The organism is Niveibacterium sp. 24ML (assembly GCF_026586805.1).
Taxonomy (GTDB): Bacteria; Pseudomonadota; Gammaproteobacteria; order Burkholderiales; family Rhodocyclaceae; genus Niveibacterium.
Window position 1 is genome coordinate 1 of sequence record NZ_JAPFHA010000023.1, and the last position, 26286, is coordinate 26286.

Sequence of the window (26286 nt, forward strand, 5' to 3'; positions counted from 1 at the left end):
GCGCGCCAACTGCTCACCCGCGCCCGACGCAGGAAGATGCATCCCAAAACATTGGGGGCCGACAAGGGCTACCACGTGAAGGACTTCGTTGCGCACCTGCGCGAACACCGAATCAAGCCGCATATCGCGCGCATCGACGGGCGTCAGACACCGGGGCTCGACCGACGTACCACCGGTAGCGACGGTTACAAGGTCAGCCAGCGCAAGCGAAAGCGCATCGAGGAAATCTTCGGCTGGCTCAAGACCGTCGGCGGGGTGAGAAAGACGCGCTTCATCGGCCAAGCCCGAACCCAGATCGCCGCCTACCTGTCGGCGGCGGCGTACAACTTGCTGCGCATCGCGAAAATGCAAACGGCGGGGAGCGCGGCATGACGCGGCACCCGGAATCGGGTCAGAACCCTTTCTCCGACCTATTGGATGGGCATCGAAAGTGAATTGGGAATCCAATTCCGGGATTGAAGTCATGGCAAACCAAATCCAGGAGGCGAGGGCTGGCGCGGCTTCTCAGCGTTTTGCATCGGCCTGCTAAGGCAACAAGACCGGCGCTTGGCTCGCGAGACAGACTCCCACTCTACCCAGTCAGCCCACCGTATGCTGGCTTCTTGCTGACAGGTCTCTGCGAAGTGGCGGTATTCGAGAAGGAGTTGGGCATCGCTGCGCTTAGCCCAAGCGGCATCAGGACCGTCCTCTGTAACATGGGAGTCCTGACCCCGGAGTCCCGGAGGATTCAGTTGTCGGAAGAATTACGTGAAAACAACCCGCCGCGCAGCGTTTGCGTTTTGTCTGGCTGGCCCTTGGGCTGGAATAATTACAGCAATACTTGGTCATTGCGGCATCCGCGCAGGGGACTTTGCTATTTGGATATTCGTTGGGGTCTGGCTCGCCTGCAGTCCAATCATTTACCTTGCGCTGGCCAAACACGACCAACGTTTAGGGCGAGATTGAGCCGCGGTCTCTGGTCGCCTGGGGCTGTGGGGGCTTCCACCGATGCTTAGCTCCCCGCGGTTGCGTAGGTTGGGCTGAGCACAGCGAAGCCCAAGGCGCAAGAATCGAGTAAGGCACCTTCCGACGGTGCGTTGGCCGGGTTTCCGCTCACGGCGGGACCCGGCTTGAGCGGCACTGCGCTCGCATTGCGACCCCGCCAATCGCAAGCCGACGCGTCAAGCCGCCCACGCGAGGAGCTTCGCTAAGCTCACTGCCCGCCGTCGATCACCTTGTCCGCCAGTTCTGCAGGCAGGTGTTTCTGCAGGATGCGCAGCAGGCTTCCATCTGCCTTCATCTCTGACAAGGCTTTGGCTATGGCCTTGTGGACGGCGGGGTCGAGGGTCTTGCGCGACAGCACCACCGACATCACGCCGGCGGTTGCGCCCACGTCGAGCTTGCGCAGCGGCCGGTCGCTGTACTGGCTGGCGTAGTAAGACCAAGCGATCTCACGCACGATCGTCGTATCCGCACGACCGATCGCCACCAGGCGCACGGCGTCGCCTTCTTCGGCGACCTGGCTTACCAACCCGCGCGACTGAACCTGGCTGATCCAGGGCTCCCAGAACGGGCCGTAGTGAAAACCGCGCGTCACGGCGAGGGTGGTTTCCGGGTCGTTCATCGGGTTGGGGCTCGCCGGCGCCGGGCTGCGCGCGGCGTTGCGCAACAGCAGCACGTTGCGCAAGTGCAGATACGGCAGGAACACCGCGAATCGCTCACGCTCTGCGGTGGCAACACCTGACAGCGAGATATCCACTTGCGAGGCATCGAAGGCCGCCCACAGGCGAATCCGCGATTCATAAGTCGGCAGGAAGGTGCAGCCGGTTCGGTGCGACAAGGCCTGCGCCAAGTCCACCTCGATGCCACGCCCCTCGCCTTGTTCATCCTGGTAGTACAAGGGCGGCAGCATCGAATACGCCAGCCGCAGCGGGCGGGGGCAGAGAGGGTCAGCGTGCGCAACCCCTGACAACAGCGCGAGGGAGCCCAAGGCCAGCAGCAGAATCCGACGAAGTTGATTCACTGGATGATCCGCCTCTGCGGTTTTATGCATTCAGTATGGCTCACTTCGCGGCGCATTGCCTGCGGGGAGACGAACGCCTTGACTGCACCGGGAGCCACGCTGAGAGTAAGGCCTGCCTCACCCTTGAGCAAGGACACCCCGATGCCGAGCAACGCCCCCGAAACCCAAAGCCAAGCCCTCGATCTGGTGTTCGAGCGCGTCGTTGATCTGCCGCCGGCGGCGATCTGGCGGGCCTGGACGACGCCGACACTGATCACCCAGTGGTTCACGCCCGCGCCGTGGGAAACCATCGCCAGCGAGATCGACCTGCGCCCAGGCGGGCGCTTCTACACCGTGATGCGCTCGCCCGAGGGGCAGACTTTCCCGCACGAGGGTTGCTACCTCGCGATTGAGCCGAACCAGCGCCTGGTGTGGACTAACGCGCTGGGGCCGGACTACCGCCCGGCCGACACTTCGGCCGGCGGCCCGGTAATCACCGCCGAGATCACGCTCACGCCCGAAGGCCATGGCACCCGCTACCGCGCCCTCGCCCGCCATGCAACCGCTGCCGACTGCCAGGCCCATGCCGCGATGGGCTTTGCAGAAGGCTGGGGCAAGGCACTCGATCAACTCATTGCGCTGATGAAGCGCCAGCAGGCTTGAGCGATGACCCTGCCCTGGTGGAAAACCTGCGTCGCTTACCAGATTTACCCGCGCAGCTTCTGCGACAGCAACGGCGACGGCGTGGGCGACCTGCGCGGCATCATTTCCAAGCTCGACTACCTCGCCAGCCTTGGCATCGGCATGCTGTGGCTGTGCCCGGTGTATGCCTCGCCGAACGACGACAACGGCTACGACATCTCGGACTACGAAGCGATCCAGCCAGAGTTCGGCACGCTGGAGGATTGGGCCGCGCTGCGCGACGGCCTGCACGCGCGCGGCATCCGGCTGGTGATGGATCTGGTTGCGAACCACAGCTCGGACGAACACGCGTGGTTCGTCGAATCGCGCGCCGCGAAGGATTCGGACAAGCGCGACTGGTACATCTGGCGCCCGCCCGCGGCGGACGGCGGCCCGCCGAATGACTGGCAATCGGTGTTCGGCGGCCCGGCCTGGGAATTGGACGAAGCGAGCGGCGAGTACTACCTGCACCTGTTCACCCGCAAGCAGCCGGATCTGAACTGGGCGAACCCGCAATTTCGGGATGCCCTGTTCGCGATGATGCAGCGCTGGGTGGCGCTGGGCATCGACGGCTTCCGCATGGACGTGATCAACCTGATCTCCAAGCCCGATGGCTTGGGGCAAGGCGGCAACGAGGGCGGCATGGATCGCGCGCTCAACGGCCCGCGGCTGCGCGACTACCTCGCCGAGATGCGGCACGAAGTCTTTGCCGGCACCGATCTGGTGACGATTGGCGAGACGCCCGGCATGCCGCTGGATCTCGCGCGCGAGATCACCGACGAACGCGCGCCGCTGCTCGACATGCAGTTCCACTTCGAGCATGTCGACCTCGACCACGCGCCCGGCGCCAGCAAGTGGGACAGCACGCCGATGACGATGCCGGCGCTGCGCGCCACGCTGTCGCGCTGGCAAGCGGGCATGGAAGCGCATGGCTGGAACAGCCTCTACCTGGGCAACCACGACCAGCCGCGCACGGTGTCCCGCTACGGCGATGACGTCCGCTACCGGCGCGAATCCGCCATGCTGCTGATGACCCTGCTGCTCACCTTGAAAGGCACACCCTTCATCTACCAGGGCGACGAAATCGGGATGGCCAATGTCGCCTTCGATTCGATCGACGATTACCGCGACATCGAAACCCTCAACGCGTGGCGCTGGCTCACGGGTGAGCGCGGGCTCGATGCGGCCACCGCGCTGGCGATGATCCGCAAGAAGAGCCGCGACAACGCGCGCACGCCGATGCAATGGTCGGCCGCGCCGAACGCCGGCTTCAGCAGCGCCCCGCCCTGGATCGCGCCCAACCCGGATTACGCCGATCACAACGTGGCGGCGGCCGAGGCCGAGCCCGATTCGGTGCTGCACTACACCCGCCGCCTGATCGCGCTGCGAGCGCAAACCCCCGCGCTGACGTGCGGGCACTATCGGCTGCTGGACGCCGAACACCCTGCGCTTTGGTTGTTCGAGCGCGCCACCCCGTCATCGCGCTGTGTGATCGCGCTGAACTTCAGTGCTACGGCGCAAGCGCTGCCGGCCGAGTTCGGCACGCTTTCGTGCGTTTTAGGCAATACGGCCGATCGCGCCGCGGAGACGCTCGCAGCCTGGGAGGCGCGCATCCTGATCTAGCACCGACACGGGGGGTGGCCTTCTCTCAACTTGCCGGCCAATTCGCCGTTAACCGCGACATCGCCCACCCGAATCGGCCTGCCCACCCCGATGCCCACCACCGTGTGCCTCCGTTTCGCCTGCCTCGCTGTGGCCCTGCTCGGCCCGATCGGGCATGCGGCGGCGCAGGATGAAAGCGCGGCACAAGCGGGGTTCGGTGAGCGGTTCAGGGTATCGGGCTTTGGCACCGCGGGCTTTTCGGCGTACAGCTCGGAAGTGGCCGACTACGTGGGCACACAACAGCCAGACGGCCCCGGCCGCACCGGTGAGACCAGCGGCAGTCTGGATTCGAACCTTGGCGTGCAACTGGATGCACAGATCCTGCCGCAGTTGTCGGCCACGCTTCAGGTGCTGTCTGAATACCTGCCCGAGGGAAACTGGGACCCGCGCGTGAGCGTGGGCAGCCTGCGCTGGGAGGCGAGCGATCAGCTCGCGCTGCGCGTCGGCCGCTTTCAGTCATCGACCTTCCTTGCCACCGACTATCGCTATGTGCGTTTTGCCAACGCCTGGCCGCGCCCACCGCGCGAAGTTTATGGCGTACAGCCGACCACCCGGCTCGACGGTGCCGATCTGAGCTGGCAGATGCCGCTGCGCGACGGGCGCCTGATGATCCGCGCCGGCGGCGGGGAAGTCACCAGCGGCGCGGTGGCCTCAACCGCCGGCGCCTCGGATGAGATCGTCTATCGCGGGGGATTCCTGCGCGCCCAGTGGGAAGCCGGCAGCTGGCTGGCATCGGCCTCGCTCGCGCACAACCGGGTCACGTTTGCACCCAGCGGCGTCGTGGGGCAGGCACTGCAACTGCTGGCAAAGCTGGACCCGGCGGCCGGCGAAGCGGCCATCGTCGACGACAAGCCGAACACCGCGCTGGCGCTTGGGCTGGCCTACGACAGCGAGACCTGGTTCGTCCAGGCCGAATGGGCGCGCGCCTGGAACGACAGCATCCTGATCGACCGCAGCGGCGCCTATCTGCAAGCCGGCCACCGCTTCGGGCGCGCCCTGCCCTACCTGATGCTGGCCGAACGCTGGACGCACGGCCAGAAAATCCGCTCTGGCATCCCCGCCGCCGAAGCCCTGCTGCGGGTGCTATACCGAAACCAGCATAGCGATCAACGCTCGGCGACCTTGGGCGTGAATGTGGAATTGTTCGATCGCGCCATGCTCAAGGGGGCCATCGAATGGGTCCGCCCCGCGTCTGGCGGCACCGGCCTGCAAGGCAACATCGGGCCGGGGTATTCGCGCGAATCCCCCAAGTCCGAGCGCCTGTTCACCCTTAACCTGGACTTCGTCTTCTGATGCGCGCCGGATTCGGACTCCTGTTGTCAGCCAGCTTGCTCTGGGCCAACGCGGCCCTGGCGGCGAGCGCGGCAACCACGGGCGAAGAACGGGTGGCGGTGATCGTCAGCGCATCGGTGGCGATCAACCAACTGAGTGCCGCCGATGTGCGCGAGCTCTTCCTCGGGCGCAAGCAGATCCAGGCCGGCGAGCACACGCTGCTCGCGGTGGACAACGCCGATAAGCAAGCGCGCGACATTTTCTACACCGGCGTGGCCGGCATGAACGGCAACCGGGTCCGCGCCTACTGGGCGCGGGTGGTGTTCTCGGCGCAAGGGCGGCCGCCGCCCGAACTGCCGGCCAGCGAAGTCGGCCGCCGGGTGATCGAGCGCCCCGGCACGCTGGGCTATGTTGCCGCCTCGTCCGTTCCGCCGGGCACCCGGGTGCTCTTCACCTTCCCTTGATCCGGCCGCTGATCACACGCCTCCGCCCGGCATGCCTGCTTGCGGCGCGGACACCCATGCCCGGTCTGGCGATCGACGCCGCGCAGCTCGAAGCCCCGCCTTACAGCTTTGTCCGCAAGAATGAGCCCGCCGGCGCGTATGTCGACGTGGTCCGTGTAATCGCCGCGGCATCCGGCCTGGCGATCAACATTCGGTCGCCCCCTTCACACGGGCCGTCGCAAATGTTGCCGCAGGCCGCGCAGGTGCAACTGAACCGTGCCGTCGACATGCTGCGCCAGCGCGGCGACATCGCGCGCATCCTCCACCGCTGGGGTGAGCAGGCGGCTACTTCAAGACTTCCAGGATCTTGACGCCCACTTCGTAGATCTGCGAACCATTCACCGGGAAACAACGCCGCACCTGCGCGCGCACATGCATCGGGCTGGCGGCGAGGGGGCCGTCGTGCGGGCGCACGATCACCTCGAAGATCTCATCTGGCCGGGGCACGTACACCGTGTGCAATGTCATGCCATCGACGCTCAGATCAACGCAGCGAGCCTTGCGCGGCGGGTGCGGCGGGGTGGGCTGGATGAAGGCCTCACTGCCGAGCGGAATGCGCACCGCGGTGCGGCGTTCGCGATCGCCGAAACCATTGTTCATTGCTTTGTCTGCTCCCTGTGCGGCCGCTGCGCGCGTGGCGGGCGCGGCACATTTCTTGTGCCGCTAGGTTACCCGAAGCGCACCGCGACGGCAGGGGCCGACACGCCGACAAAACACAAAGAGGCAGAAAAAAGGCCCACGACAGTGCCGTGGGCCTTCAGGGGTCGAGTCCGGCGCGAACTCAGGCGGCCTTCTTCATCTGCTTCTGGTACAGAAACTCCAGGATCGCCGCACGGCAATCGACGAACTGCGCGTCGTGCGCCAGCTCCAGGCGGTTACGCGGCTTGGCGAGCTTCACGTCGAGGATCTCGCCGATCGTCGCGGCCGGGCCGTTGGTCATCATCACCACGCGGTCAGAGAGCAGCACCGCTTCGTCCACGTCGTGCGTCACCATCACCACGGTGGCGCCGGTCTTGCCCATCACGCCGATCAGTTCGTCCTGCAGGCTGGCGCGGGTGAGTGCGTCGAGCGCGCCGAAAGGCTCGTCCATCAGCAGCACTTTCGGCTCCATCGCGAAGGCTCGGGCGATGCCCACACGCTGCTTCATACCGCCCGAGATCTCATGCGGATACTTATGCATCGCGTGGTCCATGTGCACCATCTCAAGCGCCGCCTCGGTGCGCAGCTTGAGCTTGCCATTGCGCTCACGCGAACCGAACACCCGCTCGACCCCAAGGTAGACGTTCTCGAAGCAGGTCAGCCAGGGCAGCAGCGAATGGTTCTGGAACACCACCGCCCGCTCGGGGCCGGGGCCTGCCACCTCACGCCCGGCACAGATCACGTTGCCGGACGTGGGCAGCGTGAGGCCGGCAATCAGGTTCAGCAGCGTGCTCTTGCCACAGCCCGAGTGGCCGATCAGCGAGACGAATTCGCCTTCGGCAATCTGCAGGTCGATGTCGCGCAGCGCGGTAAAGCGGCCACTCTTGGTATCGAACGCCATTCCGACGTTCTCGACGATCACCATGGGTTTGCTCATGATTGGGCTCCGGTGTGGCTCAGTTGTTGCCGTACGAGAAGCGCTTGGCCAGCAGCAGCAGCGCCTGTTCAAGAAGCAGACCGACGATGCCGATCACGAAGATCGCGATGACGATGTGCTCGACCTTCAGGTTGTTCCACTCGTCCCACACCCAGAAGCCGATCCCCACGCCACCGGTGAGCATTTCGGCCGCCACGATCACCAGCCAGGCGGTGCCGATCGAGAGCCGGATGCCGGTCAGCATGTAAGGCAGTACCGCCGGGAAGAGGATCTTGGTGATGATCTTCCACTCCGAAAGGTTGAGCACGCGCGCCACGTTCATGTAGTCCTGCGGCACGCGCTGCACACCCTGCGCGGTGTTCAGGATCATCGGCCAGATCGAACAGATGAAGATCGTCCAGGTCGCGGCCGGGTCGGCCTTCTGGAACACCAGCAGGCCGATCGGCAGCCAGGCCAGCGGGCTGACCGGGCGCAGCAGCGAAATGATCGGATCGAACATATTGGTCAGGAAGGTGAAGCGCCCGAGCAGGAAGCCGGCCGGGATGCCGATCAGCGCCGCAAAACCGAAGCCGATGCCCACCCGCTGCAAGGACGAGAGCACGTTCCAGCCAATCCCCTGATCGTTCGGGCCATTGCGGTAGAAGGGGTCGGCAAACAGGGTCACGGCCGCGTCCCAGGTTTGCAGCGGGCTCGGAATGCCGCTGGCCTTCATCGCGACGATGGCCCAGATGCCCAGCATGAGCGCGACGCCCATCACCGGCGGTATCACGCGCTTGGCCGCCGCGCGGAGTTTTGGCCGCAGCGGTTCGCGTTGCGGCTTTTCCGGGCGCGCCGGGGTGCTTACTTCGTTGGCAGCGGCCGGCTTTTCGGCGGCCGGGGGCGCGCCCGCATGGGCGGGGCTGGCGGACAGTGTCAGTGCGCTCATGTGTCTCTCCTCGATTCAGGGGCTTGCATGCGGCGCGCCCGGTGCGCGCCGCGGTTCAAACGATCAGGCCTTGACCTTGAAGCTGTCGGCGTACTTCTTCGGGTCTTTGCCGTCCCACACCACACCGTCGATCAGCTTGCTGCTGCGCATCTCGCTCTTGGGCAGCGCCACGCCGGCCGCGGTGGCCGCTTGCTTGTAGATGTCGAGACGGTTGATCGCCTTGGCCACGCCGGCGTAATCCACATCGCCCTTGAGCAGGCCCCAGCGCTTGTGCTGGGTGAGGAACCACATGCCGTCTGACAGGTAGGGATAGTTCACCGCGCCGTCGTTGAAGAACTTCATGTGGTTCTTGTCGTCCCAGCTCTTGCCCAGCCCGTTCTGGTAGCGGCCCAGCATGCGTTCAAGGATCACGTCCATGTCGGTGTTCACATAGGACTTCTGCGCAATCGTCTCGGCCGTCTTGCGGCGGTTGAGCAGCGAGGCATCGATCCAGCGGCCGGCGTCAAGGATCGCGGCGGTCATCGCACGCGCGGTGTTCGGGTTCTTCTGCACGAACTCGGCGGTGGTGCCGAGCACCTTCTCCGGGTGATCGGTCCAGATGTCCTGCGTGGTCACCGCGGTGAAGCCGATCTTGTCCATGATCGCGCGGTTGTTCCAGGGCTCGCCGACGCAGAAGCCGTCCATGTTGCCCACGCGCATGTTGGCCACCATCTGCGGCGGCGGCACGGTGATGACCTTCACATCCTTCATCGGGTTCACGCCCTGTGCAGCAAGCCAGTAGTACAGCCACATCGCGTGGGTGCCGGTCGGGAAGGTCTGCGCGAAGGTGTATTCACCGGGCTTGGCGGCCACCGCCTTGGCGAGGCCTGCGCCATCGGTCACGCCCATGTCGCGGAACTTGTTCGCCAGCGTGATCGCCTGGCCGTTGTGGTTGAGCGTGGCGAGCACCGCCATGTCTTTCTTCGGGCCGCCGATGCCCAGATGCACGCCGTACACCAAGCCGTAGAGCACATGCGCGGCATCCAGCTCGCCGTTGACCAGCTTGTCGCGCACCGAGGCCCACGAAGCCTCTTTGGTGGCGATGATCTTGATGCCGTACTTTTCGTCGAACTTCTGCACCGCAGCCATCACGACCGAGGCGCAGTCCGTCAGCGGGATGAAACCGATGCGCACTTCCTTCTTCTCGGGCGCGTCAGAGCCGGCCGCCCAAGCGCCGTTGAAAGGCACCACGCTCGCGGCGGCGGCCGCGCCACCGAGGGCCAGGGTTTGACGCAGGAAGCCGCGACGGCTCAGTTCGTTGTCCGAGGGGCGATCGATCATGGTGGTCTCTCCGCAGCTAGGTTCAGGAATCAGCAAAACAAAAAGGCGCCCGCCGTGCGTGCTTGGCACGCTCGGGGGACGCCGTTGTCCATTGCGAGCTGCGCGCCGTCTTTGGCAGGGCAAGCTTCGCTGCGATCACCGCCATTGGCGATCGCCTTGCAAAAGCCATCGCAACGGCCATGCCAGATATCGCAAGCTTCTGTTTTTATTTGACTTTATGAACGCGCAGTGCGGCGGAGCAGGCTTTAAGCGGGGCGCTTGAGGGCTGGCGGGGGGGAGTTCAGCACTTGGGCGGTGCAAGCCACGCCCGCGGCGCACCGGATGAATGCCGCACCACAGCAGTGCTAGTGCAGCAGCAATCACCCGGACATCGCACAGTCTTGGTGCAGAAGGAGCAACGCACAGCTGGGCGGGGTGCCTGCGGCGCTGAACGCGGCGCAATCGCCGCTGCGCATTAACCGATCAGCAGCTTGGCGGACTCGATCACGTCTTGCGCGATCTCGCCGATGCGGCGGCCGCGCTCCATCGCGAGCTTGCGCAAGGCGTGGTAGGCCTCGTCTTCCGACAGGCCGCGCGCCTTCATCAGGATGCCCTTGGCGCGATCCACGGCAATGCGGTCAGAGAGCTTGCGCTCGGCGTCGTCGCGCTCGCGGCGCAATGACTGGAATTCCTCGAATCGCGCGACGGCCACTTTCATCAAAGGCTCAATCCGCTCGGGGGCGAGCCCGTCGACCACATAGGCGGACACGCCGGCCCGCATCGCACGCCGGATGATGGATTCGTCGTCATCGCCGGCAAACACGATCACCGGCCGTGGATAATCGCGATCCAGCGTTGCCAGATGTTCCAGCGTGTCGCGGCTGGGCGATTCGGTGCTGATCAGGATCGCATCGGGCTTGATCTCCTGCACCCGCTCGGCCAGCGCGGCCGCATCCGGCAAGACGGCGGCAACCAGATGCCCGGCGGCCGCCACACCCTGGCATAGATCCAGCGCGCGCTCCTTGGATTCGTCGACGATCAGGACTCGAAGCATGTATCAACCGGCCGTGGCATTCGGGAAGCACGCAATGCAATCGCCGTGCCAGCGCACCAAGTTGAGGCTCAGGGCAGCCAGAACGACAGCGTGGCGCCCTGGCCCGGCGCACCTTCGGCGTGCACCGCGCCATGGTGCCGCTCGACAACCCGTTTGACGATGGCCAGACCGATGCCGGTGCCTTCGAACTCGCGCGAGGAATGCAGGCGTTGAAAAACGCCGAACAGCTTGTCGGCGTAGTTCATGTCGAAGCCCACGCCGTTGTCCGATACGAAGTACCAGGCGCGTCCGTCGCGCTGGGTAACGCCGATGTGCACGCGGGGTTCCGGTGTGTGTGACGAAAACTTCAGCGCATTGCCGATCAGGTTGCTCCACACATGCCGCAGCAAGCGCGGATCGCCATAAGCCGGCGGCAACAGGCCCACGGACACACGCACATCCAGGTAAGGCCCGCGCAGATCGGCCACCACTTCGGCCACCAGGCGCCCCATGTCGACCTTCTGGCGTGTCAGCTCGGCACGCCCGATGCGCGAAAAATCGAGAAAATCGTCGATCAGCTCACCCATGCGGACCGAGGCGTTCATCACCCGGTCAAGCAGGCCGCGCCCCTCGGCCGAGAGGCGATCGCCCTCGCCATCCTGCAACAGGAAGGTGTAGCCGTGAATCGCCCGCAGCGGCGCGCGCAGATCGTGCGAAACCGAGTAGGAGAAGGCCTCCATCTCGCGATAGGCACGCTGCAGTTCGGCGGTGCGTTCATTCACACGCTGTTCGAGCGAGGCATTGAGCACGTTGATTTCCAGTTCGGCCCCCACCTGCTCGGTGATGTCGCGCAGGATCAGGGTGTACAAGGTGCGGTCGCCCAGTTCGACGCGCGACAAGGCCAGCTCGACCGGGAATTCATCGCCATCGGCGCGGCACCCGAGCAAGGGGCGGGCTCCGCCGCGCAAGCGCCAACTGGCCCGACGCCGCGCCTGCAGCATGATCTTGGCGGCCGGCACATCACGGTAGCGTTCGGGCAGCAAGCGCAGCACGTCCTGCCCGATGATTTCGTCGGCCGTATAGCCGAACATCCGTTCGGCGGCCTTGTTGTACATGACCACCCGGCGGTCCGAGTCGGTGATCAGCACTGCATCCATCGCTGAATCAATGATCGCTTCCATCTGCAGCGATCGCACGCGCAGCGCCCATTCCGCCTCGCGCTGGGCGGTCAACTCGCGGCCGATGATGGCAAAGCGGGGGCGGCTATCGTCGGACGCAGGCAACTCGATGACCTTGATTTCCACCTGGGCGTCCGCGCGCGCCAGCGGCACGCTCAGGTTGAACACCCGCTGGCTGTCGTGGCGATGACGCGCGGCCTGCTCCAGTGCGCGGCGCAGGGTTTCCCCGGCCAGCAGCTTTGAAACCGGCGCGCCGCCCGCAAGCGCCTCGCCCCCGAAAATGCGCCGCGCCGACGGGTTGCTGCGCTCGCAGATGAAGCCGCCATCAATTTCCTGACGCACCAGCATCATCGGATCGGGCGAGGCTTCAAACAGTGCCGCTTGCTGGTCGGCACGCAGGCGCGCATGCCGCATCGAACGGGTTGCCCCCATCAGCATCAGCGTGACTGCCAGCACAAATACTGCCAGCAGGATCAAGCCCATGCCCTGCGCGCGGCTAGGCAACTCCACCGCACTGCGCGAGCGTTCCGCATCGAGCGCAACAACGACCCACAGCGGCAGTTGTGCCAGCTGCCGGACGCCGAAAAGGCGCCCGTCCGTGTCACTGCCGATCTCGGTTTCAAGCCCGCTGGCAATCGCAGTCAGCACGCTGGAAGGCAGCGTCACCGCCTCGCCATCGGCGAGCAGCACGCGGCCGGTGCGGTCGGCCAGCATCGCAGTCCGCCACTTCTGCGGCGGATCCACCGAAAGCAGCTTTGCCAGTTGTGGCCGCATCAATTCAACCGCTGCGCCGCGCGCCTGGGCATTGCCCTCGCCCGCCGCACGCCAGACGCGCACCGCAAAGATGCGCTGCTGCGCCCCTAACAAGAGATTGAGCTCACCGCCCTTGGCGTCGAGCAGGGACTCACCGGGCGGCAGGGCATCCGGCGCATCGAGCTTGGCCTCACCCCAAAGGCGGGCCTGGTCGAGGACGAAGGGCTTGCCCAGCAGGCTCGCCAGATCCCCCAGCGGGAATTCGTGAGGCGCCGGCAAGCTGGCCTCGCCGCCACGCCGGGCGGTGCGCTCAAGCACGTAGTCGGTCAGATCCAGCGCGCGCAACACGCGTTGCTGCACTTCGGCGGTGGCGCGCCCCACGCTGGCAAGCGCCTCGCGCTCGCGCATCTGGCGCGCTTCATTGAAGGGCTGCCAGGCAACAAAGAGCGCCAGCAGAACGACCGCGAGGCCACCGAAGCCGACAAACCACTCGGCACGCGAGCTGGTCCACGGGTCAAGCCAGCGCGAAAGGCGTTCGATCAAGCCAAACATGGGCAGACGGGTGGAGTCATGCGGCGATGATAGTAGTAATCCCGATGCGATGCCCGTCAAGCTGTGGTAACCCGCGCATGCGCCGCGCAGCGCTGGTCAGGCACGCCGGCAAACTGCAAGGCCGGACCAGGACCGATCCGGCGCCCGCGCGGGCCGGCCTCATCCGGCGCTGATCAAGAGCAGCGAGAGATCGTCATGCGGCGAACCGCCACCGCAGTGCGCGGCCGCTGCCTGCACCAGCGCGGCAACACGCTGATCCGCCGCCGCGCCGCGCAAGGCACGCTCCACCCCTTCGTAGCCGAAGTGCGAACCGTCTTCCCCCACGGCCTCGAGCAAGCCATCAGAGAAAATCAGGATCTGTTCACCCGGCCCCAGCAGCGTGCTTTCACACTCGGCGGATTCGGGCGTGAGGCTGTCGATGCCCAAGGGCAGCGAGGTCGATGCGAAGCGCTGCACGACCGTGCCGTCGGCAGCCACCTTGAGCACCTCGGGCGTGCCGCCCACCCACACATGCGCCTGCCGCGTTGCCGGGTCCACACACACCAGCGCCGCCGCCACGAAACGCCCGATCGGCAGTGATTCGCACAGCGCATGGTTGAGCTGCGCCACCAGCTCGGCAGTGCTGGGGGACGCGGCCACCGCGCGGTAGAACTCCGCCACCGCGGGCAACACGCTGACTGCGGCACCCAGACCATGCCCGGTGGCATCGGCCAGCACGGCGAACAGGCGCCCGTCCGGCGCGCGCTGGGCGAGCACCACGTCACCCGAAAAGCGCTGCGCGGGCACCACGCTGTGCGCAAGCGTCGGGTCGTCGAGACCGCCGCGGCGGATCTGCCGCTCGAGGATTTCAAGCGCAAGGCCGTTCTCGCGTTCGGCGTCGTCGTGATAGTGCTTGAGCTCGTTCGTGTAGGCCGCCAGCTCGCGCTCGGCCTGCTTGCGCTCCGAGATGTTGCGCAAGACCGCCAGATACATGATTCCGTTCGACGCGTTCATGGTCGATAGCACCAGTTCCAGCGGCACCACCACGCCGTCGGCACTGAGCGCCGCCACTTCGCGCGCGCGGCGTTGCTCGGCACCGCTGCGATTGGCCATCACCACGCTGCGCAGCAGGCGATCGCCCGGCGGCAGGAACAGATCGAACACCAGCGAACCGACCAGCGCACTTTCGTCGCGCCCCAGCATCGCGCACACCGCCGGGTTCACCGTGCCCACCCGCCCTTCGGGATCGAAGAGCATCAGCCCGTCGCTCATCGCCGAAGAGATCGCGCGCACTTCTTCGAGCGCGGCATCGCTTTGCCGCTGCAGATGCAGGCCGCGGGTCACGGTGCGCATTTTTGCCGCAAAGATCTGATAGGACAGCGGCTTGACGAGGTAGTCGTCGGCCCCCGCATCGAGCCCACCGACCACGTCGCCCTCGGCGCCCAGCGCCGAGAGCATGACGATCGGCACGCCACGCCCATGCTTGCTGGCACGCACACGGCGGGTGGCTTCGAGGCCGTCCATCACCGGCATCATCACGTCCATCAAGACGATGTCGGGCCGCTCCCGTTCGAAGAGCTCGAGGGCCTGCGCGCCATCCTCAGCCAGCAGCACTTCAAAACCCAAGCGGCTCAGGTACGCGCGAACCAGCGTTCGGTTAGCTGCCGTATCGTCCGCCACCAGCACGCGAAAGCCGGCCGTCGAGGTCGTGTCGGATGCGCTCATGCAGTGCCCTCCGTGTTAGCCGCCAGCCAGGCGTGGACTTCGTTGCCGGAGCCGGCGTAAGTCACTTCATCGAAAGCAATCTGCTTCGCGAGCACGATGCCGCGGCCGTTGGGCGCGAAGGCGCGCGCCGGGTCCAGTTCGATGAAGCGTTGCCAGTCGAATCCGGGGCCGTCGTCGCGTACATGGAAGTGCCAACGGCCACCTTCCTTGGCCACGGTCAGGCGCACCCGTTTTTCGGCGTGCTCAGGCAAGGCAAGCCGGCGGTTGACCTCATCCGCCCAGGTGCCGGACTCCTTCAGCGCCCCCTTGGCGACGAAGTCGATCCCCAGATTGCCGTGCTCTACCCCGTTCACCAGAAGTTCGGCAAGGCCCATGGCCACCGCTTCCGGCCGCGGGCAGACCAGCGCCGCCGTGGTGGCAACCGCCGCCGCCTCTTCCAGCGAGCGCACCGAAAACTCGGCGCGCTCGATCATCTGCATGGCCACAATGTGTTCGTTGATACGCGCGGAAAGCTCGGCCCTGCGCCGCTGGTCGTCGAGCGCGGTGCGGATCACCGCCTGCAAGGAATCGGCCTCGAAGGGCTTGGTGAGGTAGTAATGCGCGCCAGCGGCCAGGCCTTCACGCACCTGATCGGGAGTGGCAGCCGCCGTCTGCATGATCACCGGGATCGCCTTGAGGCGCTCGTGCTGCTTGACCTGACGCAGCACCTCCATGCCGCTGATGTCGGGCATCATGCGATCGAGCACCAGCACATCGTAGTGACGCCCGGCGTCCTCCAGCCAGGCCAGCGCTTCTGCGCCGCTTTGCGTCGTGTCGAGCTGGTAGTCGCAATCCTCAAGGTAGTCGCAGATGATCTCAAGATTGAAGGGCTCATCGTCTACCACCAGTATCCGCGCTCTCGGCATGACTACTCCTTTTGTAGGTCTTCTACGGCGGGCAGGCGCACAGTGAATCGCGCGCCCCCCTCGGGGTTGTTGCGGGCAAAGATCACGCCGCCGTGCGCGGCAACGATCTCGCGGCAGATCGCCAGGCCAAGGCCGGTGCCGCCGGCGCCGGTGTGGGTCTTGCTGCTCTGCACGAACTTGTCGAACACGGTTTCAAGTTCGTCCTCTGGAATGCCAACGCCCTGATCGCTCACCGCCAGTTCGATCGCGGCCCGCTCAACGCCCCCGGTGCCGTGCAAATTCGCGTGCGACAAGGCAAGTTCGATCCGGCGCCCCTCCGGCGTGAACTTCACCGCGTTCGACAACAGGTTGCGCACCACCTGGCCAAAGCGCAACGCATCCGCCCAGGCGCGCAGCTCGGCGCATTCGGTTGTGAGCCCGACCTCAAGCCGCTTGGCGGCAAACCAGGCGTCGTATTCGGAGAGAACCTCGCGGATCAGGGCCGAGAGTTCGACCGGGCGCGGCTCGATCTGCATGTGCCCGGCCTCCAGCTTGGCGAGGTCCAGCAGATCGTTGAGCAGGTTGAGCAGCCGCTCACCGCTGGTGGTAATGCGCTGGAAGTACTCACGCAGGCGCTCATCCTGAGCCCGGCCAACCTTGCCTTCGCCCAGACGCGAGAACGACAACACTGCATGCAGCGGGGTGCGCAGTTCGTGGCTCATGTTGGCGAGGAACATGCCCTTGGCTTCATTGGCGGCTTCAGCGGCTTCCTTGGCGGCAATCAGGTCGATCGTCTGCTCGCGCACCAGATCGGCCAGTTTGTCGCGGTGCTGTGCCAGTTCGGCTTCGGCAGCGCGGCGCGCGGCCGCCGTGCGGCGGGCAGAGATGATTTCGCCGAAGGTGCGCAGCAAGGGCTGGAAGTCTTCGCACAGCGCATCGGTGTAGCCGCCAGGCCGATTCGCCACCCCGACCATGCCGACGAGTTGTTCGCCGTACATCACCGGCATACCCAGGAAGGCCGTCAGCGGCGGATGGCCGGCCGGCAAACCACCGGCGCGCGGATCACTCGCCGGATCGTTCGCAATCACCACCTGCCGGGTCAGCAGCGCGGCGCCGAACAAGGTATTCAGATTGCGGAATTCCATGCCCCTGGGCGCGTGCTCGGCGTAGAACGCGCGCGTCTGCGCATCCCAGGCAATATTGCTGATGGCATTGGTTTTCAGGTAGGGCTGCTCGCCGTCGTAGAGCACTTCGCCGATGAAGCCGAAACTGCTGTCACTGATCGCCAGCACCTGCTGCAGCAGGCCATCGAAGGCGCGCGCGGCATCCGATTCGCGGATGAAGGCTTCCTGCACATCGCTGATCGCCCCCAGCAAGGTCGCGCTGCGGCGCAAGTCGGCCTCGGCCTGTTTGCGCGCCGAGATGTCGGTATGAGTGCCGATCACCCGTAGCGGCTTGCCGCGCTCATCACGTTCAACGACCTTGCCGCGATCGAGCACCCACTTCCAGCTGCCGTCTTTGCAGCGCATGCGAAGCTCGCACTGGTACATCGGCGTGAGGCCATCCAGATGCTGCTGAACAAGCGCCATCGACGGCTCCAGATCATCCGGGTGTGCACGCGAAGCGAAGTCCTCGATCCGTCCGCCAACCTCGGCTTCGTCATAGCCGAGCATTGCCTTCCACTGGCGTGAGAAGAACACCCGTCCGCTCACCAGATCCCAATCCCAGACGCCGTCGCCGGCGCCGTCGAGCGCGAACTGCCAGCGTCGTTCGGACTCCTGCAGCGCCGCAGCGGCGGCCACCCGGTCACTGATGTCTTCGACAATACCCCAGGCCAAGCCATAGCCCTGCCCGTTGTGCCCGACCGCCGCGCCGGCCACGCGCACCGCCAGTTCATTGCCCTTGGCATCGCGGTAACGGGTCTCGAACGGTGCAAGCCGCCCGCTTGCGAGCAGCGATGCGAATCTCGCCTGGTGCGCTTCGCGCAGCGCGGGCGGGCTGAGGGCGCCGATACGCCGGGTGCGGAGGAAATCGTCGTCCAGGGCGAACATGCGGCGAAAGCTCGGGTTGGCAAGCAAAATGCGCCCGTCCGACTCGATCAGCGCAAGCCCGAAAGGCGCATTACGATAGAGCGAATCGAGCCGTTCAATCACCTCGCGCTGGCCGTCCTGCGCGGCAACGAGGTCGGTGATGTCGGTCGCCACGCCGGCGATCAGTTGCGCCCCATCCTGATCGGCGCACAGCGCCTTGTGCACGCGAATCACGCGGTGTGTGCCAGCGCGGGTGGTGTAGCGCAGCTCCTCACCTTCGATACTGCCACCAGCGAGCACGCGCTGGTCGTGTTCGACCTGCACGCGGGCAATCGCCGCGTCCCCGAAAACATCAAACGAAGTCTTGCCGAGCACTTCTTCGGGTTTGAGCTCGTACAAGGAACAGAAGGCCGGATTGACCAGAACAAAACGCGAAGCGGCATCCTTGACGAAGAAGGCGTGCGGCATGGCATTGATGAGGCCTTGCAGGTATTTGCGGAACGCGGTCTGGCGCGCCTCTGCCGCGGTTTCGTCACTGATGTCGATGTAGGCGCCCACCACCAGTTCGGCGCCATCGCCGCCTGCACACAGGCAGCGCGCCATGCGGAAGTGGCGCCTGCCAGCAGGCAGGTCGAGCCAGGCCCTGAGCTCCGTAGCATCACCCACATCCTTGAGCGCGGCGTCAGCCTGCGCCAGCATCTGCGCTACTGCCCCCAGATCGAGATCGGCGGCCTTCATGCCGACCAGGCGATCGCGCGTGAGCCCGAAGGTCTGCTCAAAGGCGGCATTCACGAGCAGGATCGTGCCGGCGCGCCCCTTGACCGAGATCGGCACCGGCACCACATCGAGCACACGCGCCAGCGCCGCCTGCTCCTGCGCCAGACGCTCGGTCAGGCGGCGATACAGGCTCACATCGGATATCGCGCCGATCACCGTCTGCGGCCCGCTCGCCCGCAAGGCCCCCAGGTCGCCCCGGATGCGCACCCAGCGCTGCGCGCCATCGCCCGCACGAACCCGGCATTCAAGGTCGAAGGGTTCGCGAGCGCGCACTGCGACACGCAACCGTGCAAACAGCTCATGCCGATCGGCGCGGGCCACACACCGCATCAGTCGCGCCAGCGGAAAACCGGCACTTTGCGGTGTAAGCCCAAGGAACTCGCAAGCGTTGGCCGAAAGCAGGCAGGTGCGCTCGCCGGGCCGGTACTCCCAGATGCCATCGTGGCTGGCAGCCAGCGCACGCTCGAAGCGCGCCTCGCTGAGTGCCAGATCACGCCGCACCCGGTAGGCCAGTCGATCGGCCAAACGCTTGCGTGCTGCCTGTGTGAAGACCCCCACCGCCAGCAGGCTGCTGAGCAGAAGCCCGGAGAGCAGCAGATGCACGCGCTGGACAAGCCCCGGCGGCGGCGCGAGCGAAGCCACCTCGAAAGCCCAGCGCTGATCGCCCTGGGCGAACACGCCGACCTCGGTGAATTCGGGATCCTCCGGATAGTTCAGGGATGAAACGATGCTCACCGCCGGCCCGCTACCGGGGACTTCCATCGCACGCAGCGCTGCGTCCTGCGAGAGGATGGCGCCGCGCGTGGCCAGCCAGGCCCGTGCGTCAATCAACTGCAGCAAGACTGACTGATCGGACACCGGCGTTGCCAGTGCCAGCAAGGACTTACCGCCGGGCCGCCCGTCGCCGCCACTGGCCACGGCCGCATCACGATCGCGCAAAGCCCGCCCGGCAACAGTCTGCGCAAGGCGCAGCATCCAGGGGTCCAGGGCGGCGTCGGTGCTGCGCTGGGTATCGAGCCGGTATGCGGACACCACCTGCATGTCGGCCGCCTCGGGGTTGGCCAGGCTCACCAGCAGCACCGCCACCCGCGGCGGCTCCAGTTGATCGATCTGGACATCGCGCAGCAGCGTTTGCCAGGCCTGCGGCGTGAGCGCCGGCAACAGGCGCACCGTCGAAGCCATTGCGCGGCCGAGCGTGAGCGCAGAACTGACATCGGTATCCATGCGCGTAATGACTTCCTGCGCGGTGGCATGGAAGCCCTGCTCGAAGGCCTGGCGTTCCCCATCGAGACCGGAGCGCCAGACCCACACGCTCAGCGCACTACCCAGCAGTGCAACCGCCAGCGCCAGCCAGGCAGCCGGCCACAGCGAGCGCTTTGCGCCGCCGCTGGCGTCTCGCCCACCGAACCCGTTTTGCCTGCGATCAATCACATGCGCCCGCCTCGAATGCGCGCGCCAAAGGCTGGCAGCGCTGCGTGTCCGAACGGGTCAACGGCACCCCAGCGGCGCTCTTGAGGGCAACGCGCGGTCGCCACACGCGCGCGGGCGTGAGGTGTTCAGAAGCTCAAGCGGCCAGGCCCACCACATGCGCGGCCATCGCGGCGATCACCGTCTCGGCCTCGCCCAGCACGCCGGCCAGCACAATCGTGGCGCCCGGATGGCGCGCACGCGCGGCATCGAGCATCTGCGGCAGATCGCGCTTCACATGCCCGCCCGCCGCAAGGAACACCGGCACCACCTCGACGCGGCTGGCGCCAGCGGCGATCACCGTGTCGATCGCGCTCGCCAGATCGGGGCTCATGAATTCAAGGAAGCAGGGCTGCACCGTCACGCCGTGACGCAGCGCGCGGATGGCATCGGCCAGCTTTTCGATCGGGCGCGCCCATTCCGGATCGCGGGCGCCGTGGGCAAACAGGAGGATGGCGGTGCTCATGCTGGAGACTCCGGAAGGTGATTCGGACTAGCGGACCGCAAGCCCGTTGAGGACTTCGGCCGCGGCGAAGAAGCCAAAGCTGGCCGTGACGCACACGCTGGAGCCAAAACCCGCGCAGTTGAGGCCCTGCGGCGCTGCGGCATCAGGCGCGCAGGCGGCGTCCGGGTAGCGTAGCGGTTCGGTGGAATAAACCGCGCGAATGCCGAACTTCTTTTTCGGATCGCGCGTGAAGCCGTGTTGCTTGCGCAGGTTGGCGCGCACCTTGGCGAGCAGCGGATCCTGCACGGTGCGCGAGAGGTCTTCGACGCTCACCCGCGTCGGGTCGATCTGCCCGCCGGCGGCGCCGCAGATCACCAACGGCAGGCTCTTCGCCACGCAATGCGCGGCAAGCGCGGTCTTGACGCGCACGTTGTCGATCGCATCGATCACGTAGTCGAAACCAGTCACGAGCTGGGCGAGGTTGTCTTCGGTGACGAAATCATCCACCGTGCTGACGCGGCAGCTCGGGTTGATCGCGCGGATGCGGCGCGCCATTGCCTCGACCTTGGCGAGGCCCCAGTCGGGGTCGAGCGCGTGCAGTTGGCGGTTGGAGTTGGATTCGGCGATCACGTCCAGATCGATCAGTGTGATTGCGCCCACCGCGCTGCGGGCAAGCGCTTCGACTGCCCAAGTACCGACGCCGCCGATGCCGATTACGCACACCTTTGCGGCGGCAAGCCGCGCGCGCCCGTCATCGCCGTAGAGGCGGGCGACGCCGCCGAAGCGGCGATCGAGATCGGGCGCCGCGGTTTGCGGCAGGGGTGATTCGGTATTCATTGCGCTCGTGTTTGCAGCCATACCAGCAAGCCTTGTGCGTTGAGGTCCAGATCGCCTTCGAGCAACTGCAGCGCGGCCTCGCCCTGCACGCCCCAGCCGGCGGCGGCGGCCTCGGCCAGCGCAATCTGTTCGAGCCGCTTTACCAGCAGCGCATGCGCATCGGGTGCGGCCGGGTCGATGCCCTCGCAAGCCTGCACATGCGCGTCGATCAGCCGGTGCAACGTGGCGCCCAAGCGCGGCACATCGGCGCTGCGGCTGTAGTGGGTGGGGTAGATGCAGGCGGGCTGGAGCGCCATCAACCGGTTGATCGAGGTGTGCAGCGCATCGGGGTCGAAATGCACCGGCGTGGTGGTGGCGAATACGTTGGCACGGCCATCGGCGCCGTCCATCTCGCGGTAGGTGAGGCCGAAAGTGTCGCCGGTGAAGATGCCTTCGCTCGCCGGGTCGTGGTAGCAGACATGGTGCTTGGCGTGGCCGGGCGTATCGAGCACGTGGAAGGCGCGCGAACCGAAGCGCACGGTGTCGCCCTCGCCCACCTCGACGATGCGTGATTCGGGCACCGCGATCAGTTCGCCGTAGAGTGCCTCGGCATTGTCTTTGCCGTACACCGCCACCGTGCCGGCCCAGAGCTTGGAGGGATCGGCCATGTGGCGCGAGCCGCGCGCATGCACCGCCAGCCTGGCGTTCGGCAGCACCGCCGCCAGCGCACCGGCGCCACCGGCATGATCCAGATGCACATGGGTGAGGCAGATCCAGTCCACCGCTTCGGGCGCGAGGCGCAGCTCGGCGAGCGCGGCGAGCACCCGCGGCACCGCATGCACGGTGCCGGTATCGACCAGCGCGGCGCGGCCGTCGTCGGACACGACAAGATGAATCGCGTCGAGCAGCGGCCGCACATAGCCCGAATCGATGGCGAAGACGCCCTGCCCCTGCGCGGTTAGGAATGACATTTCGGAAGCCTCGCAAACCCTGATGTCGCAATTCTACCGACGCAAGCGCCCCACAACTGTCGCCCGACTCGCCGGCTCGGCTAAGATCCCACTCCGGCATCAACGCCACATGCAGCCAACACCCCGCAAGGCAGGACTGCAGATGAAACCCAATCAGCGCCGGGCTCTGACACAGCGCCACGGACGCAAACCGACCGAACCTTCTGGACCCACGATGCCCTTACTAGATCAGCTGGAACCCGCCGCCGTCTGGCGCCATTTTTCGACCCTGCTCAACACGCCGCGCCCATCCAAGCACGAAGACGCCTTGCGCGACACACTGCGCACCTGGGCCGACGCGCGCGGATTCGCCACCATGGTCGACCGCGCCGGCAACCTGATCATCCGCAAGCCAGCCACCGCCGGCATGGAAAACCGCCCGGGCGTAATCCTGCAAGGCCACCTCGACATGGTGTGCCAGAAGAACCACGCCACCACGCACGACTTCCAGCGTGATCCGATCCAGGCCGAGTTGCAGGGCGACTGGCTGGTCGCACCGAACACCACGCTGGGCGCCGACAACGGCATCGGCGTTGCGCTGGCGCTCGCGCTGCTCGAATCCACCGATTTGCCACACCCGCCGCTGGAAGTACTGCTGACAGTGGACGAAGAAGCCGGCATGGGCGGCGCATTGGGGCTGGAGCCGGGCCTGCTGCAAGGCAGCCTGATGATCAACATCGACACCGAAGAGTGGGGCGAGTTCTACCTGGGCTGCGCCGGCGGGGTCGATGTGAACGTGAGCTTCCGCTACACCAGCGAAGCGCTGCCGAGCGGTTTCGCGAACTATGAAATTGATGTGGGTGGATTGCGCGGCGGCCACTCGGGTGTCGACATCCACCTTGAGCGCGGCAACGCGATCAAGATTCTGGTGCGCCTGCTGCGCAGCCTCGAAGGCCGCTTCGGCAACGACATCCGCCTGGTTGAACTCGAAGGCGGCAGCGCCCGCAACGCGCTGGCGCGCGAAGCCCGTGCCCGCATTGCCCTGCCGCGCGAACTGGCCGAGCGGGTTGCCAGCCGCATTGAAGATTTTGACGTGCTGGTGCGTGGCGAACTGGCCGGCGTGGATGAAGGCGTGAGCGTCCGCTTCGGCCCGGAAGACGGCATCGCGCACAGCGCAATGAGCGGCGCCGACCAACGCAACATCCTCGCCGCGCTGCACGCCGCACCACACGGCGTGCGCCGCATGAGCCAGCGGGTGGCTGGCGTGGTGGAAACCTCGAACAACCTCGGCGTTGTGAAAATCTCCGATGGCACCGGCTTTGCCAACCTGATGGTGCGCTCGCTGCTCGATTCTGGCGTGCAGGCGCTCGCGGCCGAAATCGAAAGCCTCTTCTCGCTGGCCGGTGCTGCGGTACAAACCGAAGGCGCCTACCCCGGTTGGGCGCCGAACCCGGATTCGGATTTGCTAAAACTGTTCCAGCAGGTCTACCAGCGCGGCTTCGCGAGCGGCCCGGCTGCCGTGAAAGTGATACACGCTGGGCTCGAATGCGGGATTCTCAAATCGAAGTACCCGCAACTCGACATCGTTTCCTTTGGCCCCGACATCCGCGGCGCCCACGCGCCGGGCGAACGGGTGAACATCGAATCAGTCGCGAAGTGCTGGAAGCTGCTCTGCGCAGTCGTGGCGGCGATTCCGGCTGAACGCTAAGACGCCGCCCGGTTGAACCGACCCGGCAGCACGAATGCATGCTGCCGGGCGTTTGCGCTCACTGCGCAGCGGGCGCTTGATCCTTGACTTGCTCAAGGGCGGCCTTGCGCTCAAGCCGCGCCTCTTCCACCAACTGGTAGGCAATGTAGTACTTGTAGATGTTGCCAACGTAGGTCACCGTCTCTGCGCCAATCTTGTCGGCCGCCACATACTCGACGTTGTGGAACCAGACGTTCGGATTCAGGCCGCGTTTTTCCGCTTCCTTGCGCAACTGCGAGATGCGGCCTGCGCCGGCGTTGTACGAAGCAAACGAGAACAAGGCTTTGTCCAGCTGGCTCATCGGTTGATCGCCGTAGTAGTTGTCGATCATCCAGCGCATGTACTTGATGCCGGCGTGGACGTTCGGCTCGGTCTGGCGAATGTCGCCCACAGCCAGGTCCTTGCCGGTTGCAGGCATCACCTGCATCACCCCGATCGCCCCGACCCGGCTCTTGGCGGCTTGATTCAGCTGCGACTCCTGATAGCCCTGCGCGGCCATCAGCAGCCAATCCACATCGTATTTCTCGCCGTACTTCTCGAAGAAGCCCTTGAGGGCGAAGAACTTCTTGCGCTCGGCCTCGGACGCCGCGTCCTTCACATACTTGGCGCTCTTGAGATAGCGATTGAGGATGGTGTTGCGCATCGCCGTACCCTGGCCGTGGCGGCTAAGGAAGCCATCAAGCGCCGCCTTGAGCTGCGGGCTGCCCTTGCGCATCGCCCAAGCCACCGTCGCCCCGGAACGAACGGCCGCCGCCGCATTGACGTTGATGTTCGGGAACACCTGCTTCCAGAAATCGGCTTTGTGCTTATCGACAATGATCAAGGGGATCAAACCCGCGTTCACCATCTCGATCAGGTCCTCATCCTCCAGACTCTCAGGCGCCAGCTTGATCACGACCGGGCTCTTCTTCGCCTTGGTGAGCGTCTGGTTGAGCGCAAGCAGACTCTCGTGGTAGCTGGACGACTTGCGCACGAAAACCGTCTTCCCGGCCAGATCATTCACGCTTGCCAGCGGCGCCGCCCCCGGGCTGGACACCACCACCTCGCTTACATCCGGGTAGACCGGCGCAGAGAAGTCGACCAACTGCTTGCGCGCATCGGTGATCGTCAGGTTCGCCGCCGCAATATCGCCCTTGCCGGCTGCCAGCGCCGGCAGCAGTTCGTCGCGGCCAACCGGAATGAAGACCACCTTGGCCTTGATGTACTTGTTCTTGAGCTTGCCTTCCTTCGCGAGCGACTTGTTCAGCTCGTCTTCAAAGACACGGAAGGTGTCATAGGTGGCACCGCGCTGTGCGCCCTTGTCGAGGAAGTAGAAGGTCTTGCTGTAGACCACCAGAACGCGAATGACCTTGCGCTCGATCATCGCGTCCAGGTCGCCGGTCCAGGGCTTCATCGCTTCTTCAAGGGGAATCGTCAGCTCACCCTTGGCCGCAGCCGGCTCAGGCTTTGCGGCGACGGCCGGGTTTGCCGCTGCCAGTAAAGCCATTGCAACAACACACAGACAAACACGAACCCGGAAACCAAAGACTGAAAGCTGTTTCAGCGACACGCCGGTCATGATCCAAGCTCCAACAGTTTTTTGGAATCACGCCGAGTGCCGCGCACCCGGCGCAATGCATTGGCGCCAGCGCTGCGAATCACTCAGCCCTGGCAAACGGCCCGAACTGGCGCCGCCACTTGTCGGCGACGCTTCGGGCCGCCGCGATGCAAGCAAACGAGCACGCTTGCAGCAGGCATCCGGGAGGCGAGCGACAGAACAAGTCTCCTCTTCGCGATCGGCGCTGTAAAGGTGTGTGCGTTGGCGCCAGCTTCAGTCCTGACGCAAGCCTTGGACTCGTCTGACCGAAGGCTTGTTGGCCCTGAGGCTCAAGGCGTGGAAGGAGCAGGCGATGCCCGCGAGGCGTACTCGGCGGCCATGCGCGCAGCCGCGCATCGCGGCGAAGGCTTAGGGTGCCGATGGTCTGGGTAGGTAAGCACTGACCAGTGACGCGGCCAGTTCTTTGCGAGTTTCAGTGGCTAAACGCCACAACCTTGATTACCCCGGCGCCACG

Annotated in this window: 21 protein-coding genes; 7 read left to right on the plus strand and 14 right to left on the minus strand. The window is 65.6% G+C overall.

The window, feature by feature from the left end; translation table 11 throughout:
* Positions 1 to 372 (plus strand): transposase (locus OPU71_RS17055; protein WP_267729264.1); only part of this gene is annotated, 372 nt, incomplete at its 5' end.
* Positions 373 to 1192: 820 nt separating this feature from the next.
* Here the strand turns inward: OPU71_RS17055 and OPU71_RS17060 are convergent.
* Complete coding sequence (locus tag OPU71_RS17060; RefSeq protein ID WP_267729265.1) at positions 1193 to 2002, minus strand: substrate-binding periplasmic protein; 810 nt, start codon at positions 2000 to 2002, stop codon at positions 1193 to 1195.
* A gap of 141 nt (positions 2003 to 2143) precedes the next feature.
* Between OPU71_RS17060 and OPU71_RS17065 the strand changes: the two genes are divergently transcribed.
* The 5 genes from OPU71_RS17065 to OPU71_RS17085 all read left to right on the plus strand — a co-directional run bounded on the left by OPU71_RS17065 (position 2144) and on the right by OPU71_RS17085 (position 6410).
* Positions 2144 to 2644: an SRPBCC family protein gene (locus OPU71_RS17065; RefSeq protein WP_267729266.1), complete on the plus strand. Its 501-nt coding sequence runs from the start codon at positions 2144 to 2146 to the stop codon at positions 2642 to 2644.
* Positions 2645 to 2647: 3 nt separating this feature from the next.
* Complete coding sequence (locus OPU71_RS17070; RefSeq protein WP_267729267.1) at positions 2648 to 4285, plus strand: alpha-glucosidase; 1638 nt, start codon at positions 2648 to 2650, stop codon at positions 4283 to 4285.
* Between the two features lie 102 nt (positions 4286 to 4387).
* Positions 4388 to 5617 (plus strand): hypothetical protein, encoded by a 1230-nt coding sequence (locus OPU71_RS17075; protein WP_267729268.1) that lies wholly within the window; start codon positions 4388 to 4390, stop codon positions 5615 to 5617.
* Positions 5618 to 5640: 23 nt separating this feature from the next.
* Complete coding sequence (locus OPU71_RS17080; protein WP_267729269.1) at positions 5641 to 6060, plus strand: hypothetical protein; 420 nt, start codon at positions 5641 to 5643, stop codon at positions 6058 to 6060.
* A gap of 56 nt (positions 6061 to 6116) precedes the next feature.
* The gene (locus tag OPU71_RS17085; protein WP_267729270.1) at positions 6117 to 6410 is read left to right on the plus strand and encodes a hypothetical protein; all 294 of its coding nucleotides are present in this window, start codon (positions 6117 to 6119) and stop codon (positions 6408 to 6410) included.
* Here the strand turns inward: OPU71_RS17085 and OPU71_RS17090 are convergent.
* The 12 genes from OPU71_RS17090 to OPU71_RS17145 form a co-directional block, all read right to left on the minus strand.
* On the minus strand, positions 6385 to 6699 hold the full coding sequence (locus OPU71_RS17090) for a PilZ domain-containing protein (RefSeq protein WP_267729271.1): 315 nt from the start codon (positions 6697 to 6699) through the stop codon (positions 6385 to 6387). The two genes, OPU71_RS17085 and OPU71_RS17090, sit on opposite strands and share 26 nt — an antisense overlap.
* A gap of 181 nt (positions 6700 to 6880) precedes the next feature.
* Positions 6881 to 7675, minus strand: coding sequence for an ABC transporter ATP-binding protein (locus OPU71_RS17095; RefSeq protein ID WP_267729272.1), 795 nt, complete (start codon positions 7673 to 7675; stop codon positions 6881 to 6883).
* A 19-nt stretch (positions 7676 to 7694) separates the two neighbouring features.
* Positions 7695 to 8600, minus strand: a complete 906-nt coding sequence (gene ntrB / locus OPU71_RS17100) for a nitrate ABC transporter permease (RefSeq protein WP_267729273.1) — start codon at positions 8598 to 8600, stop codon at positions 7695 to 7697.
* Between the two features lie 63 nt (positions 8601 to 8663).
* Positions 8664 to 9920: a CmpA/NrtA family ABC transporter substrate-binding protein gene (locus tag OPU71_RS17105; protein ID WP_267729274.1), complete on the minus strand. Its 1257-nt coding sequence runs from the start codon at positions 9918 to 9920 to the stop codon at positions 8664 to 8666.
* Positions 9921 to 10374: 454 nt separating this feature from the next.
* Positions 10375 to 10953, minus strand: a complete 579-nt coding sequence (locus tag OPU71_RS17110; protein WP_267729275.1) for an ANTAR domain-containing response regulator — start codon at positions 10951 to 10953, stop codon at positions 10375 to 10377.
* Positions 10954 to 11021: 68 nt separating this feature from the next.
* Positions 11022 to 13415 (minus strand): sensor histidine kinase, encoded by a 2394-nt coding sequence (locus tag OPU71_RS17115; RefSeq protein WP_267729276.1) that lies wholly within the window; start codon positions 13413 to 13415, stop codon positions 11022 to 11024.
* 159 nt (positions 13416 to 13574) lie between these two features.
* Positions 13575 to 15119 (minus strand): SpoIIE family protein phosphatase, encoded by a 1545-nt coding sequence (locus tag OPU71_RS17120; protein WP_267729277.1) that lies wholly within the window; start codon positions 15117 to 15119, stop codon positions 13575 to 13577.
* Entirely contained in the window at positions 15116 to 16024 is a 909-nt protein-coding gene (locus tag OPU71_RS17125) for a response regulator (protein ID WP_267729278.1), read from the minus strand. The genes OPU71_RS17120 and OPU71_RS17125 overlap by 4 nt, the downstream gene beginning before the upstream one ends.
* Positions 16025 to 16026: 2 nt before the next feature.
* A complete protein-coding gene (locus tag OPU71_RS17130; protein ID WP_267729279.1) occupies positions 16027 to 20241 on the minus strand; it encodes a PAS domain S-box protein in 4215 nt (1404 codons plus the stop codon).
* A gap of 133 nt (positions 20242 to 20374) precedes the next feature.
* Positions 20375 to 20743 carry a sirohydrochlorin chelatase gene (locus tag OPU71_RS17135; protein ID WP_267729280.1) on the minus strand — a complete coding sequence of 123 codons (369 nt, stop codon included), beginning with the start codon at positions 20741 to 20743 and terminating at the stop codon, positions 20375 to 20377.
* Positions 20744 to 20770: 27 nt separating this feature from the next.
* Complete coding sequence (locus tag OPU71_RS17140) at positions 20771 to 21559, minus strand: tRNA threonylcarbamoyladenosine dehydratase (RefSeq protein ID WP_267729281.1); 789 nt, start codon at positions 21557 to 21559, stop codon at positions 20771 to 20773.
* Complete coding sequence (locus OPU71_RS17145) at positions 21556 to 22509, minus strand: MBL fold metallo-hydrolase (protein WP_267729282.1); 954 nt, start codon at positions 22507 to 22509, stop codon at positions 21556 to 21558. The genes OPU71_RS17140 and OPU71_RS17145 overlap by 4 nt, the downstream gene beginning before the upstream one ends.
* 214 nt (positions 22510 to 22723) lie before the next feature.
* Here OPU71_RS17145 and OPU71_RS17150 point away from each other — a divergent pair, with 214 nt between their 5' ends.
* Positions 22724 to 24196, plus strand: coding sequence for an aminoacyl-histidine dipeptidase (locus OPU71_RS17150; RefSeq protein WP_267729283.1), 1473 nt, complete (start codon positions 22724 to 22726; stop codon positions 24194 to 24196).
* A gap of 58 nt (positions 24197 to 24254) precedes the next feature.
* Here the strand turns inward: OPU71_RS17150 and OPU71_RS17155 are convergent, their stop codons facing one another.
* Complete coding sequence (locus tag OPU71_RS17155) at positions 24255 to 25793, minus strand: lytic transglycosylase F (protein WP_267729284.1); 1539 nt, start codon at positions 25791 to 25793, stop codon at positions 24255 to 24257.
* Between the last annotated feature and the right edge of the window lie 493 nt (positions 25794 to 26286).